16 protein-coding genes are annotated in these 18,688 nt (G+C 50.1%); 12 read left to right on the top strand and 4 right to left on the bottom strand.

All coding sequences use genetic code 11. The features are described 5' to 3' along the window. Positions 1-112: 112 nt before the first annotated feature. The gene (gene adrA, locus EFER_RS13285) at positions 113-1,213 is read left to right on the top strand and encodes a diguanylate cyclase AdrA (protein WP_024256506.1); all 1,101 of its coding nucleotides are present in this window, start codon (positions 113-115) and stop codon (positions 1,211-1,213) included. 15 nt (positions 1,214-1,228) lie between these two features. Here the strand turns inward: adrA and proC are convergent, their stop codons facing one another. Beyond that, complete coding sequence (gene proC, locus EFER_RS13280; protein WP_000358356.1) at positions 1,229-2,038, bottom strand: pyrroline-5-carboxylate reductase; 810 nt, start codon at positions 2,036-2,038, stop codon at positions 1,229-1,231. Positions 2,039-2,179: 141 nt separating this feature from the next. Between proC and EFER_RS13275 the strand changes: the two genes are divergently transcribed. The 5 genes from EFER_RS13275 to ppnP all read left to right on the top strand — a co-directional run bounded on the left by EFER_RS13275 (position 2,180) and on the right by ppnP (position 4,863). Continuing rightward, the gene (locus EFER_RS13275) at positions 2,180-2,644 is read left to right on the top strand and encodes a YaiI/YqxD family protein (RefSeq protein ID WP_000158144.1); all 465 of its coding nucleotides are present in this window, start codon (positions 2,180-2,182) and stop codon (positions 2,642-2,644) included. 175 nt (positions 2,645-2,819) lie between these two features. Beyond that, positions 2,820-3,365 carry a shikimate kinase AroL gene (aroL, locus tag EFER_RS13270; RefSeq protein WP_000615846.1) on the top strand — a complete coding sequence of 182 codons (546 nt, stop codon included), beginning with the start codon at positions 2,820-2,822 and terminating at the stop codon, positions 3,363-3,365. 27 nt (positions 3,366-3,392) lie between these two features. Then, positions 3,393-3,584 (top strand): protein YaiA, encoded by a 192-nt coding sequence (yaiA, locus tag EFER_RS13265; protein WP_001143158.1) that lies wholly within the window; start codon positions 3,393-3,395, stop codon positions 3,582-3,584. 246 nt (positions 3,585-3,830) lie between these two features. Continuing rightward, positions 3,831-4,508: an AroM family protein gene (locus EFER_RS13260; RefSeq protein ID WP_001276392.1), complete on the top strand. Its 678-nt coding sequence runs from the start codon at positions 3,831-3,833 to the stop codon at positions 4,506-4,508. A gap of 70 nt (positions 4,509-4,578) precedes the next feature. Beyond that, positions 4,579-4,863 carry a pyrimidine/purine nucleoside phosphorylase gene (gene ppnP, locus EFER_RS13255; RefSeq protein WP_000941955.1) on the top strand — a complete coding sequence of 95 codons (285 nt, stop codon included), beginning with the start codon at positions 4,579-4,581 and terminating at the stop codon, positions 4,861-4,863. A 38-nt stretch (positions 4,864-4,901) separates the two neighbouring features. Here ppnP and rdgC read toward each other — a convergent pair whose 3' ends face one another. Next, the gene (rdgC, locus tag EFER_RS13250; RefSeq protein WP_002431399.1) at positions 4,902-5,813 is read right to left on the bottom strand and encodes a recombination-associated protein RdgC; all 912 of its coding nucleotides are present in this window, start codon (positions 5,811-5,813) and stop codon (positions 4,902-4,904) included. A 124-nt stretch (positions 5,814-5,937) separates the two neighbouring features. Here rdgC and mak point away from each other — a divergent pair, with 124 nt between their 5' ends. Further along, complete coding sequence (gene mak / locus EFER_RS13245; RefSeq protein ID WP_001219348.1) at positions 5,938-6,852, top strand: fructokinase; 915 nt, start codon at positions 5,938-5,940, stop codon at positions 6,850-6,852. Between the two features lie 116 nt (positions 6,853-6,968). On the opposite strand, the gene sbcC is transcribed toward mak, so the two are convergent. Together sbcC and sbcD are read right to left on the bottom strand one after the other, a co-directional pair. Beyond that, complete coding sequence (gene sbcC, locus EFER_RS13240; RefSeq protein ID WP_000698977.1) at positions 6,969-10,112, bottom strand: exonuclease subunit SbcC; 3,144 nt, start codon at positions 10,110-10,112, stop codon at positions 6,969-6,971. Then, complete coding sequence (gene sbcD / locus EFER_RS13235; protein ID WP_001221271.1) at positions 10,109-11,311, bottom strand: exonuclease subunit SbcD; 1,203 nt, start codon at positions 11,309-11,311, stop codon at positions 10,109-10,111. Before sbcD ends, sbcC begins: the two co-directional genes overlap by 4 nt. Before the next feature lie 187 nt (positions 11,312-11,498). Between sbcD and phoB the strand changes: the two genes are divergently transcribed. The 5 genes from phoB to malZ all read left to right on the top strand — a co-directional run bounded on the left by phoB (position 11,499) and on the right by malZ (position 18,688). After that, on the top strand, positions 11,499-12,188 hold the full coding sequence (gene phoB / locus EFER_RS13230) for a phosphate response regulator transcription factor PhoB (protein WP_000113941.1): 690 nt from the start codon (positions 11,499-11,501) through the stop codon (positions 12,186-12,188). A gap of 58 nt (positions 12,189-12,246) precedes the next feature. Beyond that, positions 12,247-13,542, top strand: coding sequence for a phosphate regulon sensor histidine kinase PhoR (gene phoR, locus EFER_RS13225; RefSeq protein ID WP_000893575.1), 1,296 nt, complete (start codon positions 12,247-12,249; stop codon positions 13,540-13,542). 404 nt (positions 13,543-13,946) lie between these two features. Further along, positions 13,947-15,266: a branched-chain amino acid transporter carrier protein BrnQ gene (brnQ, locus tag EFER_RS13220; protein WP_000149049.1), complete on the top strand. Its 1,320-nt coding sequence runs from the start codon at positions 13,947-13,949 to the stop codon at positions 15,264-15,266. A 76-nt stretch (positions 15,267-15,342) separates the two neighbouring features. Next, positions 15,343-16,716, top strand: a complete 1,374-nt coding sequence (gene proY, locus EFER_RS13215; RefSeq protein ID WP_000445559.1) for a proline-specific permease ProY — start codon at positions 15,343-15,345, stop codon at positions 16,714-16,716. Between the two features lie 154 nt (positions 16,717-16,870). Next, entirely contained in the window at positions 16,871-18,688 is a 1,818-nt protein-coding gene (gene malZ, locus EFER_RS13210) for a maltodextrin glucosidase (protein ID WP_000979375.1), read from the top strand.

Genomic DNA, 18,688 nt, shown 5'->3' with positions numbered 1-18,688 from the left:
TTAGTGCTTACGGGTGAGACACGCAAACGCCTCACCCGAAATATCATACTTTCTCCCTCACCCCCCCTCCTATAATTTGGGAAATTTGTTTCTAAATATTCCCAAAAAAATAATGAATGATGAAAACTTCCTTAAAAAAGCGGTCGCACCGGGTGAAGAACCACCTTCTTCACCTCAAAACGAACATCAACGTTCCGGGTTACGCTTTGCCCGTCGTGTGAGGCTACCAAGAGTTGTCGGTTTTGGCGGTATGTTCTTCCCCATCGCCTCGGCGCTGGTGGAGCAACCGATCGCTGGATGGTGGTGGTTGATCCTTGTTGGCTGGTCATTCGTTTGGCCACATCTGGCCTGGCAAATGTCCAGTCGTGCAATGGACCCCTTAAACCGTGAAATTTACAACCTAAAAACGGATGCGATTACTGCCGGGATGTGGGTTGGCATAATGGGTGTTAACGCACTACCTTCAACGACGATGCTGATGATTATGTGCCTTAACCTGATGGGCGCCGGAGGCATTAGGTTGTTCGTCGCCGGGCTGGTATTGATGGTAGTCGCATGTCTGGTGACGCTACAGTTGACCGGCATCCGCGTCGCGTTTACCAGTTCGCCCCTTGAGTGGTGGCTTTCACTCCCTGTCATTGTGTTGTATCCCTTAATTTTCGCCTGGGTCAGCTATCAGACAGCAACTAAATTGGCAGAGCATAAACGCCGTTTGCAGGTAATGAGCGCCAGAGATGGTATGACTGGGGTATATAATCGGAGACATTGGGAAACTTTACTGTGTATTGAATTTGATCATTGCCGACGTTATCAACGCGATGCCACGCTGCTCATTATCGATATTGATCATTTCAAGAGCATTAACGATACCTGGGGGCATGATGTAGGTGATGAAGCGATCCTCGCACTGACCCGCCAATTGCAAATGACGTTACGCAGTAGTGATGTAATAGGGCGCTTTGGTGGTGATGAATTTGCGGTGATCATGTGTGGAACGCCCGCAGAAAATGCGATTGCCGCGATGTCCAGGGTACATGAACGTCTCTCGCATTTGCGTTTGTCTTGTGCCCCGCAAGTTATTTTACGTATCAGCGTAGGGGTAGCGCCATTAACGCCGCAAATCAGTCACTATCGTGAATGGTTAAAATCTGCAGATATGGCGCTCTACAAAGCAAAGAGCGCCGGACGTAATCGCACCGAAGTGGCGGCCTGACGTCCGGCACCAGACTCAGGATTTACTGAGTTGTTCTGATTTTTCCATACACTTCGCCATAGCTTCGATCACGGCAGCACGGAAGCCTCGATCTTCCAGAACGCGCACCGCTTCAATAGTAGTTCCTCCTGGCGAACACACCATATCTTTCAGTGCACCTGGATGTTCTCCGGTTTCGAGTACCATTTTCGCTGATCCCATAACGGCCTGTGCGGCAAATTTATACGCTTGTGCGCGTGGCATTCCGCCCAGCACCGCCGCATCAGCCATCGCTTCAATAAACATAAATACATACGCCGGAGAAGAACCACTGACTCCAACAACCGGGTGAATCATCGATTCTGCAATCACTTCTGCTTCACCAAAGCAGCGGAAAATATTCAGTACATCAGCGGTATCTTCTGGTGTCACCAGGGCGTTTGGCGTTACTGAGGTCATACCCGCATTCACCAGTGCTGGAGTGTTTGGCATGGCGCGAATTATTTTACGATCATGTCCCAGAGCGCGAGCCAGTTGATCCAGAGTAACGCCGGCAGCAATTGAGACCACCAGCGAGTCTTTATTCAGACTGGACGCGATTTCACTCAACACTTTCACCATAATGCCGGGTTTGACGGCAGCAAAAACGATATCAGCAATCTGCGCCACCTCTTGCGCCGACTGCGCTGCATTAATCCCAAAGCGATCGTGGAGTTCGGCAACTTTTTCAGGAGAGGGGGTGTAGACCCAGATTTGCCCCGGCAGAACCTGACCGCTGGCAATCAGACCACCCAGAATGGCTTTCCCCATATTACCGCAGCCGATAAACCCGATTTTTTTATCCATCTCACTACCCCCTTTGATCGTCATTGTTTTATTAATGGAGACTAGCTTAACGCGTAACAACCGTCTCCTGAAGGGAAACAACACTATGCTGATTAGCAAAAGCACGACACAATAGAGGATTACACCAGAAGGGGAGTAGAGATGACAATTTGGGTTGATGCGGATGCGTGTCCCAATGTAATTAAAGAGATTCTGTATCGTGCTGCCGAACGGATGCAATTACCGCTTATCCTGGTGGCAAACCAGAGCCTGCGAGTGCCACCTTCACGGTTTATTCGCACTTTACGTGTGGCTGCCGGGTTTGATGTGGCAGATAACGAAATTGTCCGCCAGTGCGAGCCAGGTGATTTAGTGATTACCGCAGATATCCCGTTGGCTTCTGAAGTGCTGGCTAAAGGTGCTGCGGCGCTTAATCCGCGTGGGGAACGTTATAGTGAGGCAACCATTCGTGAGCGTCTGACGATGCGTGACTTTATGGATACGTTGCGTGCCAGCGGCATTCAGACCGGAGGGCCAGATGCGCTTTCCCCACGCGATCGCCAGCATTTTGCCGCTGAACTGGATAAGTGGTGGCTGGAAGCAAAACGTAAAAAAGAATCTATGTAATTTATTTTTTACACTTTCTTCTGCAGGAATTGTTGATATAGTAAGGTGATTATCAAAGATACACATTGACTGTGAATTTTTCTTTACACTTAAATGTGTACTAGTTTGATGGTATAATACATACTTTCCATATTTTACGCTTTCGCGTTTTCGTTGCACTCTGGGGAACTCAACCATGATACAACCTCTTTTCCTTGTTGGTCCTCGGGGCTGCGGTAAAACAACCGTCGGCAAAGCACTGGCCGATGCTCTGGAGCGTCGGTTTGTCGATACCGATCAATGGCTACAGGCCAATGTCCAGATGACAGTGGCTGATATCGTTGAACGTGAAGGCTGGGCGGGATTTCGCGCCCGGGAAGCAGCAGCTCTTGAAGCGGTTACCGCGCCAGCAACCGTTGTCGCTACTGGCGGAGGGATTATTCTCGCGGAACAAAATCGCCACTTCATGCGCAATAACGGAATTGTGATTTACCTGAGCGCCCCGGTAGACGTCCTGGTTAATCGGCTGGAAGCCGAGCCAGAAGTGGGGCTGCGACCGACATTAACAGGTAAATCACTCAGCGAAGAAGTTGCCGAAGTGCTTGAGCAGCGCGATATTCTGTACCGTGAAACGGCAAATATTATCGTTGATGCCACGTATGAACCGGGCCAGGTGATCTCTGAAATTCGTGCGCTTCTGGATCAAATGGCGTTACGTAATCTGGGTGGGGCCTATACTTAATGTTCATCCCGTTAATAAGGAAGAACTATGCCAACAAGACCCCCTTATCCTCGTGAAGCTCGAATTGTGACAGTAGAAAAAGGAAATCCAGGTCAGACCGTGACCTGGTATCAGTTAAGGGCAGATCATCCTACCCCTGATTCTCTGATTAGCGAACATCCCAGCGCGGAAGAAGCGATGGATGCGAAAAAACGCTACGAAGATCCTGATAAATCCTGATTGTGATGAAATAACTCAGAAGGGAATCTGAGTTGTGTCATATCGTGCCTGCATCACAGTTTTAGCCTTTGTTTTTATTCTCTAATATCTTAATCTTAAAGATAACAATACATTATCAGAAACATTTGGAATCTTTACACTTTGCGTTGCACATCTGCTGCTACGCTATTTCACATTTGCAACCCAGACCGATGTGAACCATAAACATTTGCCTGGTAACTTAACGACGAAAAAAGGTGGAATAAAATGAGTGCGTCGTTGGCAATTCTTACCATCGGCATCGTCCCAATGGAGGAGGTACTCCCTCTATTGACCGAGTATATTGATGAAAATCAGATCTCCTGTCATAGCTTATTGGGGAATATGAGCCGCGAAGACGTCATGGCGGAATATGCCGTAGAAGTTGGTGAAGATCCGCTTTTAACGTTACTTCGTGATAACCAACTGGCACATGTTTCCCGTCAAAAAGTTGAGCGCGATTTGCAAAGTGTTGTTGAAGTTCTGGATAACCAGGGGTTTGACGTTATTTTGCTAATGAGTACGGCAGCAATAAAAAATATGACCGCGCGAAATACGATATTACTGGAGCCGCTGCGAATAATTCCTCCGCTGGTGGCATCAATTGTTGATGGGCATCAGGTTGGCGTTATTGTTCCCGTCGAAGAGTTGCTCGCGGTACAGGCACAAAAATGGCAAGTTTTAGCTACGCCGCCGTTGTATGCACTGGCCAATCCAATCCATGATCCGCCACATCAGTTAATTTCAGCAGGGAAAGAGCTGCTGGAAAATGGCGCCGATGTCATCATGCTGGATTGCCTTGGTTTTAACCAACGTCACCGAGATTTACTGCAAAAAAACTTAGATGTTCCGGTTTTACTCTCTAATGTCTTGATTGCCCGACTGGCTTCAGAATTGTTGGCTTAATTTCGCGTGACAGGCAGAGTCTCAGCACCCTATATTGAATGCTAACTTCAAAACGAGACAGGGCCTGTTTATGCTTCAAAGTAACGAATATTTTTCCGGGAAAGTGAAGTCAATTGGCTTTACCAGCAGCAGTACTGGCCGCGCCAGTGTAGGTGTGATGGTTGAAGGAGAATACTTATTCAGTACCGCAGAGCCAGAAGAAATGACGGTAATTAGTGGTGCGTTGAATGTCTTACTTCCAGAAGCTACCGAGTGGCAGGTATACCAGGCAGGCCAGGTGTTTAATGTTCCAGGGCATAGCGAATTCCATTTGCAGGTTGCTGAACCGACATCTTATTTGTGCCGTTATTTGTAACAGCAATCCCTCTCCGTAACAGGAGAGGGTATTTCAGTTTAACGCTGTGCTTCGCCACCTAATCCTTCAATCAGATTTTGAATTAACGCAGCCAGTTCACCTGTCATCAGAATGAAATCAGCATCAAAACGTTGGGCAAAATCTTCACGATCAATATCTTCGTTTTGATCGCGTAATTCGTCGCAGAATTTCAGGCGTTTGAGCGAACCATCATCACACATCACAAACTGCACGCGTTGCTGCCAGTCTAAAGCTAACTTAGTAACCACTTTGCCAGCTTCAATATGATTGGTGATCTCTTCGCTGGTGAGATCCTGTTTTTTCGCCCGGATCACGCCGCCATCTTCCAGTAAGGATTTGAGTTCGGCTTCGTCCAGTAACTGGAAACCTTGTGCTGCGCTACCCGAACGTACCCATTCGGTTAGCGTCAGTTCAATCGGATTCTCCAGTGTCAGTGGCACGACGGGTAAAGAGCCCAGACTTTTACGCAGCAGTGCCAGTGTATCTTCTGCTTTTTTCGCACTGGCGCAGTCGACCATAATCAGACCGTTAACCGTATCAATCCACATCATCGTCTGGCTAAAACGGCTGAAGGCGCGCGGCAGGAGTGAGTGCAGCACTTCATCTTTAAGCGAATCTTTTTCTGTTTTCTTCAGCTTGCGCGCCTGTTCTGCTTCCAGTTTGGCGATTTTGGCTTCCAGCGCTTGCTTAATGACCGGTGATGGAAGAATTTTTTCTTCTTTGCGTGCGCAAATAACAATTTGACCATTGGCAACGTGCGTGAGTGCATCGCTGTGAGAACCCATTGGTGCAACCCAACCCATTTTCGCCATATCCTGGCTACCGCAGGGGGTAAATGCCATTGAGGCAAGTTGCTTTTCCATCTCTTCGGCACGCAGCGAAACATCGCGGCTAAGACGGTATACCATTAAATTTTTGAACCACAGCATGATAATTTCCACGGCCTTGTTGTTAAATTTAGCGGGCATAATAACGAATTGTCGGCCCCCTTGCATTGCCAATCCCGTTTCCCGTCTCTACGCTATTGATATTGAAAATAATAAGGAGTGTACCGTGCGTATAGGTATCGATTTAGGTGGCACCAAAACAGAAGTCATCGCGCTTGGGGAACACGGAGAGCAATGCTTTCGTCATCGCCTGCCCACGCCGCGAGATGACTATCAGCAAACCATAGAAACAATCGCCACATTGGTCGGGATGGCCGAAAAGGTAACCGGGCAGCGCGGAACTGTAGGTGTTGGCATACCCGGTTCTATTTCGCCTTATACTGGAGTGGTGAAAAATGCCAATTCAACCTGGCTTAACGGGCAACCGTTTGACAAAGATCTCAGCGTTCGCCTGCAGCGGGAAGTTCGCCTGGCGAATGATGCTAACTGCCTGGCGGTCTCTGAAGCGGTTGATGGCGCCGCTGCTGGTGCACAAACGGTGTTTGCCGTAATTATTGGCACGGGGTGTGGCGCGGGCGTGGCTTTAAACGGGAGAGCGCATATTGGCGGAAACGGAACGGCGGGCGAATGGGGGCATAACCCACTGCCATGGATGGATGAAGATGAGTTGCGCTATCGACAAGAAGTGCCTTGTTACTGCGGCAAACAGGGCTGCATTGAAACCTTTATTTCAGGTACGGGTTTTGCTACGGACTATCAGCGTCTGAGCGGTAAGCAACGTGAAGGCAGTGAGATTATCCAACTGGTAGAGGCAAAGGACGCTATTGCTGAACTGGCCTTAAGCCGCTATGAGTTACGCCTGGCAAAATCGCTTGCGCATGTTGTGAATATTCTCGACCCGGATGTGATTGTGTTAGGCGGTGGAATGAGCAATGTGGAGCGACTGTATCAGACCGTTCCGCAGTTGATTAAGTCGTTCGTCTTTGGCGGTGAGTGCGAGACCCCTTTGCGCAAAGCGCGTCATGGAGATTCCAGCGGTGTGCGCGGCGCGGCATGGTTATGGCCGCAACAAGATAAATAGTATGAGACTGTAAAATTGCCTGATGCGCTACGTTTATCAGGCATGAACAAAGCGCACTTTGTCAGCAAACTGCTGGTTTCAGGCTCACCCGGCGGCACGTAACCGCCGGGGCGTGCTTATTTCACCTGGAACTGATTATCCAGTTTGCTGTAGCCAAGTCCGTTGATCTTTTTAACTTTAATTTGCACCGGAATACGTTCTTTCATCGCTTCGACGTGGCTAATGACGCCAATCGTTTTGCCACTGGCATTTAGCGCATCCAGTGCATCCAGTGCGGTATCCAGTGTTTCGCTGTCCAGTGTGCCAAACCCTTCGTCGAGGAAAAGTGAATCAATTTGCGTTTTATGGCTGACCAAATCCGATAACGCCAGCGCCAGTGCCAGGCTGACGAGGAAGCTTTCACCCCCTGAGAGCGTGCGGGTATCGCGTACGGCATCTGCCTGCCAGGTATCGACCACTTCAACTTCCAGTGCCTCGCTGGCCTTGCGTTGCAGTAGATAACGACCGTGCAGACGGGTTAACTGGCGATTGGCCAGATGTACGAGGTTATCCAACGTCAGTCCCTGAGCAAATTTACGGAATTTATCGCCTTCTTTAGAGCCAATAAGGGCATTAAGACAGCCCCAGTCTTCGACCTGCTGCGTGGCTTTGTCAATCTGCGCCATCAGCGTTTGCTGCTGTTGGCGGTTATCCGCATCCTGCTTAATTTGCTGGCGAATTTCGCCCTGACGTTTGGCGTTTTCTTGTAACTGATACGCCAGTTGCGCCAGCGCCTGCTGAATGTGTTCAACAGAATATTGCGGCTCAAGATCCGCCGGTCGCTGCTGTTGATGTGCCACCAGAGCCTGACTTGCCTGATTAGACAGCGTTTGTACTTGCTGATAATGCTGTTCCAGCGATTGCTTGAACTGCTCTAGTCGGGCGTAGCTTTCTTCATCAAGCAAGGCGGCAAGAAACGCGGCTTGATCAGCAAACACGCTGGACTGTAACACTGACTCAAACGCTGTTTGTGCTTCTGCGGCGCGTTGCAGCTCTTGCGTCAGTTGCTGTTGCAGCGTTTGCCACTGACTTTGCAAGGAAAGACACTGATCATGGATCTGCCGCCAGTTTTGCCACTCAGTAACCTCTTCGCCAGTGGTCGTAATATCGCTTTCTGGCAAGGTTTCCAGTAAAGGCGCAAGCTCAGCGATTTTTGCCTGCAATGTGGTGAGCTCAGTCTGCCGCTTCTGCCACTCCTGGGCTTCCTGTTGGCGTGCCGTCAGCCAGCTTTGCTCATCACCTGCTTCAGGTAACGTCAGTGAAAAACGCGTTATGTCTTCTGCTAACGATGCCTTACGCTGTGCGATTTGTTGCTGAAATTGAGCAACTTGCTGCGCATGATTCGCAATTTGTAGTTGCAGTTCGTGGCGTTGATTGAGCAAATATAACTGCTTTTCATGTTCTTCCTGGGCATTCAGCCACGGCTGAATATCGTCATGAGGCTGTAGGATGATGCCAAGACGTTCAACAACTGTTTGCCATTCTTGAGTGAGTACTCGCTCATCTTTAATTAGCGTCTGCGCTTCGCTTTCGTCTCGCTGAAGTTGTTGCTGCAATGCTTCCAGTTGCCCACGCAGAGTGGCACCTTCCTCTCTGAGATTAGTAACTTCTTTTTCCAGTTCGGCGAGACGAGTCTGGTTAACACCTGGCTCCAGTGCCTGATAAGCAGCAACAGCCGGATGTGTTGTTGAACCGCAAAGTGGGCAAGGTTGTCCCGATTGTAATAAGGCGCGCTGGGCTTCAAGGCTTTTGATCCGGGCTTCCTGTTCGCAGATGGTTTTTACATCATTGAATTCTTGATTTTTCACCTTATAACGCTTGCGCATCTCTTCCAGCATAACGTTACGCTGGGTTAGTTGCTGGTGTAATTCCTGCGTAGAGGCCTGTAGCTGCGCGAGTCGTTTTTGCTTTGGCGTAATCTGCCCATGTAGAGTACTCAGTCGCTGACGAAGTGGGCGCTGCTGGTTATACAGTGCGAGAGCTGCATTCGTTTCATCAGGACTCAGGTTGAGAGTCGGCACTGGCAGACTTTCCAGCTTCCGGGTATCGCTTGTCAGTTGTTGTTGCCATTTTTGCTGCTGGCTGTGGTCATTGGTTTGTTGAGCAAACAATGCCCGCCATCCCGCCAGCTCGTTACTCATCAGGCGAAAGGCATCGTTTGTTGCCAGCCAGTCACTTAGCGTTTGCCGTGTAGAAAGCATCGCATTCATCTGTTTTTTCGCACTGCGGCGGATCCCTGCACGTTGTGCCAGCATCTGTTGTAAGCGAGTGTTTACTTCTTCGCTTTGCTGGCGAGTACGGGTTACCGCAGCAGTGTGCTCCTGAATACGTTGCCACTGTGGACGCAACTGCATGGCAGGTTGTGCCAGTTCCAGTGCTGCCAACTGAGGCTGTGCTTTTTCTATTTCTGCCTCGGCCTGGTGTTGTGCCTGCTGACGACGACTGGCCTCCTGCTGCAGTTCATTTTGGCGGATCAGCCAGTTAAGATGCTTTTGTTGAATTTGTTGGGCGGTAACTTGTTGTTTTTCTTCGTCAGTAAGTACCTGCAAACTTTCGGTTAAAGTTTGCAACTGCTCTGGCGTTAATAATGAGACACCGCTGACCTGGGCCTGAAGCTTTTCCAGTTCCGTACGCGCCGTTTTGTGTTGCTCAAATACCATGGCAGAGATTTGCCCGTAGATTTCCGTACCTGTCAGCTCTTCCAGCAACTCAGCACGTTCTTTCGGTTTTGCATTAAGAAAGGCAGCGAACTGCCCTTGTGAAAGCAGCATCGAACGGGTAAATCGATCATAATCCAGCCCGGTCAATGACGCTGTCATCTCCAGTTTGTCTTTGACTTTGTCGGCGAGGATCTTGCCATCTGCGCAGCGTGCCAGCTCAACACGTGGCGCCTGTAAATTACCGTCTGGCTGGTTACGCGCCCGATTCTGGCTCCAGAACGCGCGGTACGCTTCACCTTTTACTTCAAATTCCACTTCCGCCAGACATTCGGCAGTATCGCGGGTCATCAGGTCATTTTGTGATTGTGAAACGTTGGAAAGGCGTGGAGTTTCGTGATAAAGGGCCAGGCAAATTGCATCTAATAATGTCGTTTTACCGGCTCCCGTTGGGCCGGTAATGGCAAACAGTCCGTTGCTGGCAAACGGTTCTGTGGTGAAATCAATCTTCCATTCGCCTTTCAGAGAGTTCAGGTTTTTCAGGCGCAGGCTGAGGATTTTCATGCTTCGTGATCTCCTGCAAGGGTCTGCAACGTCGTGGCGAAAAGATGTTGCATACGCGCATGTTGCGACTCGTCCAGTTCTTCCAGTGCCAGGCGACGATTAAAAACTTCCTCGACGCTTAATTCATTGAGTGTTTCGCGTTTCTCGCTCGCTATAATCCGTTCACGCTGCTCGCGACTGCGACGCACCAGTAACACTTCTACCGGCAGTGACTCGGTTAAAGTCTGGATTTTCCTCTGCATATCATGCAGATAGTCATCAGTCGTGATTTCGATATCCAGCCATACTGGCGTCTGCAGTTCGGTATCACGCCATTGTTCAAGCTGTTCAGTAATTGCAGCCAGATCACCTTTCAATACGGCCAGTGGCTGAGTCATTGGCACGGGCAGCGCTTCGACACTGTGTAATTTGCCTTCTGCAAAGCTCACCAGATGTACGCTTTTAGTTTTGCCACACTCATCAAAACTCAGCGGGATGGGGGAACCGCAATAGCGAATATGTTCCTGTCCGCCAACAATTTGCGCCCGGTGAATATGCCCAAGGGCGATGTAATCTACAGGTGGGAAGTTTTGTGCCGGAAATGCATCCAGCGTGCCGATATAAATGTCACGTACAGCGTCACTTTTACTGGCACCCACGGTGGTAAGGTGTCCGGTAGCAATAATCGGCAGTTGCTGATCACCGCGCAGGTTGCAGGCTTCCGTATATTGTTGTTGGTAGTAGTCCGTGATTGTGGCCAGCAGATGTTGCTGTTTTTCACTGCCTGACAGCCCTGCCTGGCTGGTCACGATGTCGCGTGGACGTAAAAACGGAATGGGGCACAGAACAGCACCCGGAGTGCCGTCACGCCGTTTCAGCAGCTGTGGGCGTAGGTTGGCACTGGCGACAACGGTCGTATTAAGAAAGGCGAGAATATCTCGTGATTCATTCAGTGTGGCGACCGAGTCGTGATTTCCTGCCAGTACCACCAGATGACACCCCGTTTGCTGTAAATTGACCACGAAGCGGTTGTACAGTTCGCGGGCATAACTTGGTGGTGATCCGGTATCGAAAATATCTCCGGCAACAATTATCGCATCCACCTGATGAGTTTGTGCCGTTGTGAGCAGCCAGTCGAGAAATGCCTGATGCTCCGCGGCGCGGCTCTTGCTGTAAAAATTCTGGCCCAGATGCCAGTCTGAAGTGTGGAGGATGCGCATAACAGTTTCCTGGCGAAAAAACGTGAAGGCGATTATACCCATAGACAGGCATTAATTTCTGTTTTATGACCTCTACAAATCAATAACCTGTACGAAACATCGACGATCTTTTCATAAATCTGTCATAAAACTGACGCATAATACCGCCGCATTGATAACGTGTAATTTATCTATAACAGGGCTAATCATGGCGAGACGTATTCTGGTTGTAGAAGATGAAGCTCCAATTCGAGAAATGGTCTGCTTCGTGCTCGAGCAAAATGGCTTTCAGCCAGTAGAAGCCGAAGATTATGACAGTGCTGTGAACCAACTTAATGAACCCTGGCCGGATCTCATTCTTCTGGACTGGATGTTGCCAGGCGGCTCTGGTCTGCAATTTATTAAACATCTCAAACGGGAAGCGCTTACCCGGGATATTCCGGTTGTGATGCTGACGGCGAGAGGCGAAGAAGAAGATCGTGTACGCGGCCTTGAAACAGGCGCGGATGACTATATTACCAAACCGTTTTCCCCGAAAGAGCTGGTGGCGCGTATTAAGGCCGTTATGCGCCGTATTTCGCCTATGGCAGTTGAAGAAGTTATTGAAATGCAAGGGCTAAGTCTTGATCCAACCTCACATCGGGTCATGACGGGCGAAACACCGCTGGATATGGGGCCTACCGAATTTAAATTACTGCACTTTTTTATGACGCATCCTGAACGCGTCTACAGTCGCGAGCAGTTGCTAAATCATGTCTGGGGAACGAATGTGTATGTGGAAGACCGTACAGTCGATGTCCACATTCGTCGCTTGCGTAAAGCGCTGGAACCAAGCGGGCATGACCGCATGGTGCAGACAGTGCGAGGAACAGGGTATCGTTTTTCGACCCGCTTTTGACGCCTCACCCGCCGTAATGGCGGGTGAGGCTTTCTATAGAGTAAATGGAGTATGACGCGTGCTTGAACGGCTGTCATGGAAAAGGCTGGTTCTGGAACTGATACTTTGCTGTATCCCTGCCTTTATCCTGAGTATTTTTTTTGGTCATCTGCCCTGGTTTTTGCTGGCATCAGTCACAGGATTGCTTATCTGGCATTTCTGGAACTTACTACGCCTCTCCTGGTGGCTTTGGGTAGACAGAAGTATGACGCCACCACCAGGGCGCGGGAGCTGGGAGCCATTGCTGTATGGCATCCATCAAATGCAATTACGCAATAAAAAACGCCGCCGTGAATTGGGTAATTTAATCAAACGTTTTCGAAGTGGCGCAGAGTCTCTGCCAGATGCCGTTATTCTGACGACCGAAGAAGGGGGGATTTTCTGGTGTAACGGCCTTGCTCAGCAGTTGTTGGGGCTACGCTGGCCTGATGACAGTGGCCAGAACATCCTCAACTTATTGCGCTACCCGGAGTTTGCCCATTATCTAAAAAGCCGCGATTTTTCACGACCAATTAATTTGGTATTGAACAATGGTCGTCATCTTGAGATTCGCGTGATGCCTTATACTGATCGGCAACTGCTGATGGTGGCGCGAGATGTTACTCAAATGCACCAGCTTGAAGGAGCCAGACGGAACTTTTTTGCTAACGTAAGCCATGAGCTGCGCACGCCGCTTACGGTCTTACAAGGCTATCTGGAAATGATGCATGAACAGCCGCTGGAAGGTGCGACGCGAGAAAAAGCGCTTCATACTATGCGTGAACAAACACACCGTATGGAAGGCTTGGTGAAACAGCTGCTTACGCTGTCAAAAATTGAAGCTGCCCCGGTGCTGGCACTGAATGAACAAGTCGATGTGCCGATGATGCTACGAGTAGTGGAGCGGGAAGCTCAAACACTGAGCCAGAATAAACACAAAATTACATTTGATATCGACAATCAAATTAAAGTGTTGGGCAATGAAGATCAGCTGCGCAGTGCCATTTCGAATCTGGTCTATAACGCAGTTAATCACACGCCAGAAGGTACGAAGATTGCTGTACGCTGGCAGCGCGTGGCACATGGTGTGGAGTTTAGTGTGGAAGATAATGGTCCTGGAATTACCGCCGAACACCTTCCGCGTCTCACTGAGCGCTTCTATCGTGTGGATAAAGCGCGTTCGCGACAGACAGGGGGCAGTGGCCTCGGTCTGGCGATTGTAAAGCACGCGCTCAATCACCACGAAAGCCGATTACATATTGAAAGCACACCTGGCGTTGGCACTCGGTTTAGCTTTGTATTACCGGAACGTTTAATTGCCAAAAATAGCGCTTAACAGACCGTTGTCAGATTATCTTTCCATAAGCCAGCTAATGCTGGCTTATTTTCTTTGCGTCTTTTCCCCTTGCGGTGAATTTTCCGACGTCTGATGATTTCTTGTTCGCATGATTAGCCATGACTATTTCACTTAAATAGCGTTTTATGCTGAAGTGATATTTTATATTGCTATATCGTTCTGGTTTTTAGATCCCTTCTTGCTTTAAAACGTTATAAGCGTTTAAATTGCGCCTCATGTGCTGTCATAGCGACTGCATTCTGGCGGTAAACCGAAAAACAATTCTTCATCTCGCCAGTCCGGGAGCATATCCCGCTATAATTGATTAAAAATGCTGCACTATCATCCCGTTGGTAAAGCATGAATTTACGTATCAACACCACATCCACAGGCAGTAAGATTTTATGACCCATAAGTTAAGATCACGCGATATCATCGCATTGGGATTTATGACATTTGCGTTGTTTGTTGGCGCAGGTAACATCATTTTCCCTCCAATGGTTGGCCTGCAGGCTGGCGAACATGTCTGGACTGCCGCTTTCGGTTTCCTTATTACTGCTGTCGGTCTTCCGGTATTGACAGTTGTCGCACTGGCAAAAGTTGGTGGCGGTATCGATAGTCTGAGTTCGCCCATCGGTAAAGTAGCTGGCGTTTTGCTGGCAACAGTATGTTATCTGGCTGTTGGTCCGCTGTTTGCTACCCCGCGTACCGCAACGGTCTCCTTTGAAGTGGGTATTGCTCCGCTGACGGGTAACTCACCGCTGCCATTATTTATCTACAGCCTGATTTACTTTGCTATCGTGATTCTGGTTTCGCTTTATCCGGGCAAACTGCTGGATACCGTCGGTAACTTCCTGGCACCGCTGAAAATTATCGCGCTGGTCATCCTGTCTGTTGCCGCAATTGTCTGGCCGGCGGGCTCTATCAGCACGGCGACTGAGGCTTATCAAAACGCCGCGTTTTCTAACGGCTTCGTTAATGGCTATCTGACCATGGATACGCTTGGCGCGATGGTGTTTGGTATCGTTATTGTTAATGCGGCGCGTTCTCGCGGCGTATCCGAAGCACGTTTGTTGACTCGTTACACCGTTTGGGCTGGTCTGATGGCGGGTGTTGGTCTGACATTGCTGTATCTGGCGTTGTTCCGTTTGGGTTCCGACAGTGCATCGCTGCTTGAACAGTCAGCTAATGGTGCGGCTATTCTGCATGCCTACGTTCAGCATACCTTTGGCGGCGGCGGTAGCTTCCTGCTGGCGGCGTTAATCTTTATCGCCTGCCTGGTGACGGCGGTTGGCCTGACGTGTGCTTGTGCAGAGTTTTTCGCTCAATATTTACCGCTCTCTTACCGGACACTGGTGTTTATCCTTGGCGGTTTCTCGATGGTGGTATCTAACCTCGGTTTGAGCCAGCTGATTCAGATCTCTGTTCCAGTGCTGACAGCAATTTATCCGCCATGTATCGCACTGGTTGTATTAAGCTTCACCCGCTCCTGGTGGCATAATTCCACCCGCGTAATTGCACCGCCTATGTTTATCAGCCTGGTTTTTGGTATCCTTGACGGCATTAAAGCCTCGGCAATCGGTGATGTATTACCTGCCTGGGTGCAGCGTCTGCCGCTGGCAGAACAAGGGTTGGCGTGGTTAATTCCAACAGTGGTGATGGTTGTTCTGGCCATTATCTGGGATCGTGCAGCAGGGCGTCAGGTGACCTCCAGCGCTCACTAAATCACTGACAATGTGTTTTTGACCACGGGGCTGCGATGCCCCGTGGTTTTTTATTGTGTTGATGGGTTAGGAATCGATGGAAAGTAACAACAAGCTAAAGCGTGGGCTCAGTACCCGGCATATTCGCTTTATGGCACTGGGTTCAGCAATCGGCACCGGTTTGTTTTACGGTTCAGCCGATGCCATCAAAATGGCCGGTCCCAGCGTACTACTGGCTTATATTATCGGCGGGGTAGCTGCATATATTATTATGCGTGCACTGGGAGAAATGTCTGTTCACAACCCGGCTGCAAGCTCCTTCTCTCGTTATGCACAGGAAAACCTCGGCCCGCTGGCGGGTTATATCACTGGCTGGACCTACTGCTTTGAAATCCTTATTGTCGCCATCGCCGATGTGACCGCGTTCGGTATCTATATGGGCGTCTGGTTCCCGACGGTGCCGCACTGGATTTGGGTACTGAGCGTGGTGCTGATCATTTGCGCCGTAAACCTGATGAGCGTGAAGGTATTTGGTGAGCTTGAGTTCTGGTTCTCGTTCTTTAAAGTCGCCACCATCATCATCATGATTGTCGCCGGTTTCGGCATCATCATCTGGGGGATTGGCAACGGCGGGCAACCGACCGGTATCAATAATCTTTGGAGCAACGGCGGCTTCTTCAGTAACGGCTGGCTTGGCATGGTGATGTCGCTGCAAATGGTAATGTTTGCTTACGGCGGGATCGAAATTATCGGTATTACCGCCGGGGAAGCGAAAGATCCTGAGAAATCGATTCCGCGTGCGATTAACTCCGTGCCGATGCGTATTCTGGTGTTCTACGTCGGTACGCTGTTCGTCATTATGTCTATCTATCCGTGGAATCAGGTTGGTACTGCCGGTAGCCCGTTCGTGCTGACGTTCCAGCATATGGGCATTACCTTTGCCGCCAGCATTCTTAACTTTGTTGTGCTGACTGCTTCGCTGTCGGCAATTAACAGTGACGTATTTGGCGTAGGCCGTATGCTCCACGGTATGGCAGAGCAGGGTAGCGCGCCGAAAATTTTCAGCAAAACCTCGCGTCGCGGTATTCCGTGGGTCACGGTGCTGGTGATGACTACCGCGCTATTGTTTGCGGTATATCTGAACTACATCATGCCGGAAAATGTCTTCCTGGTGATCGCTTCGCTGGCAACCTTCGCCACGGTGTGGGTATGGATTATGATCCTGCTGTCGCAAATTGCTTTCCGTCGCCGTTTGCCACCAGAAGAAGTGAAGGCACTGAAATTTAAAGTACCAGGTGGGGTAGCAACGACCATCGGCGGTTTGATTTTCCTGCTCTTTATTATCGGATTGATTGGTTATCATCCGGACACACGTATCTCGCTGTACGTTGGTTTCGCGTGGATTGTTCTGCTGTTGATTGGCTGGATGATTAAACGCCGCCACGATCGTCAGCTGGCTGAAAACCAGTAATCCTTGCGTTCTGTAAGCCGGATCAAGGCAAGCCCTGATCCGGCTATTCCGAAAGTTATCCGCCCCCGTCCTCCTCCCCCAAATATCCTTCAGATGATGAGTGATCCTGCATTAGGCTATGGCAAGGTGATCAGATTTTCATCACAGGGGAATTATGATGTTAAATGCATGGCACCTGCCGGTGCCCCCATTTGTTAAACAAAGCAAAGATCAACTACTCATTACACTGTGGCTGACAGGCGAAGAGCCACCGCAGCGGATTATGCTACGTACAGAAAACGATAACGAAGAAACGTCAGTACCGATGCATAAGCAGCGCAGTCAGCCCCAGCCTGGTGTCACGGCATGGCGGGCGGCCATCGATATTTCCATTGGGCAACCCCGGCGGCGCTATAGCTTCAAATTATTGTGGCACGATCACCAGCGTTGGTTTACACCGCAGGGCTTCAGCCGAATGCCGCCAGCACGACTGGAGCAGTTTGCCGTCGATGTCCCGGATATCGGCCCACAATGGGTAGCGGATCAGATTTTTTATCAGATCTTCCCTGATCGTTTCGCCCGTAGTCTTCCTCGCGAAGCTGAACAGGATCATATCTATTACCATCACGCAGCCGGACAAGAGATCATCTTGCGTGACTGGGATGAGCCGGTCACGGCGCAGGCGGGCGGATCAACGTTCTATGGCGGTGATCTGGATGGTATCAGCGAAAAACTGCCGTATCTGAAAAAGCTCGGCGTGACGGCGCTGTACCTTAATCCGGTGTTTAAAGCCCCCAGCGTACATAAATACGATACCGAGGATTATCGCCATGTCGATCCGCAGTTTGGTGGCGACGGAGCGTTGCTGCGTTTGCGACACAATACGCAGCAGCTGGGAATGCGGCTGGTGCTGGATGGCGTATTTAACCACAGTGGCGATTCCCATGCCTGGTTTGACAGGCACAATCGTGGCACGGGGGGAGCTTGTCACAACCCCGAATCGCCCTGGCGTGACTGGTACTCATTTAGCGATGATGGCACGGCGCTCGACTGGCTGGGCTATGCCAGCCTGCCGAAGCTGGATTATCAATCGGAAAGTCTGGTGAATGAAATTTATCGCGGGGAAGACAGCATTGTCCGCCATTGGCTGAAAGCACCATGGAATATGGACGGCTGGCGGCTGGATGTGGTGCATATGCTGGGAGAAGCGGGTGGGGCGCGCAATAATTTACAGCACGTCGCTGGGATCACCGAAGCGGCGAAAGAAACCCAACCGGAAGCGTATATAGTCGGCGAACATTTTGGCGATGCACGGCAATGGCTACAGGCCGATGTGGAAGATGCCGCCATGAACTATCGCGGCTTCACATTCCCGTTGTGGGGATTTCTTGCCAACACTGATATCTCTTACGATCCACAGCATATTGATGCGCAAACCTGTATGGCGTGGATGGACAATTATCGCGCCGGGCTTTCCCATCAGCAGCAACTGCGCATGTTTAATCAGCTCGATAGCCACGATACCGCGCGATTTAAGACGCTGCTCGGTCGGAATGTCGCACGTTTGCCGCTAGCGGTCGTCTGGCTGCTTACCTGGCCTGGCGTCCCCTGTATCTACTATGGCGATGAAGTGGGTGTGGATGGCAAAAACGATCCTTTCTGTCGTAAACCTTTTCCGTGGCAGGCGCAAAAACAGGATGCGGAGTTATTTGCCCTGTATCAGCGTATGATTGCATTGCGTAAAAAAAGCCCGGCGCTGCGTCGCGGTGGCTGTCAGGTACTGTATGCGGAAGATAACGTGGTGGTATTTGTCCGCGTGCTGAATCAGCAACGTGTGCTAGTGGCAATTAACCGGGGAGAGGCGTGTGAAGTGGTGCTGCCTGCGTCGCCGTTGCTGAATGTCACGGCGTGGCAACGAAGGGAAGGGCATGGGCAGGTGATGGACGGAATTTTGACGCTGCCCGCGATATCGGCCAGCGTATGGCTGAATTAA

The sequence above is a fragment of the Escherichia fergusonii ATCC 35469 genome (genome assembly GCF_000026225.1).
GTDB classification, from domain to species: Bacteria; Pseudomonadota; Gammaproteobacteria; order Enterobacterales; family Enterobacteriaceae; genus Escherichia; species Escherichia fergusonii.
This window is presented reverse-complemented; position numbering and strand designations above follow the sequence as displayed.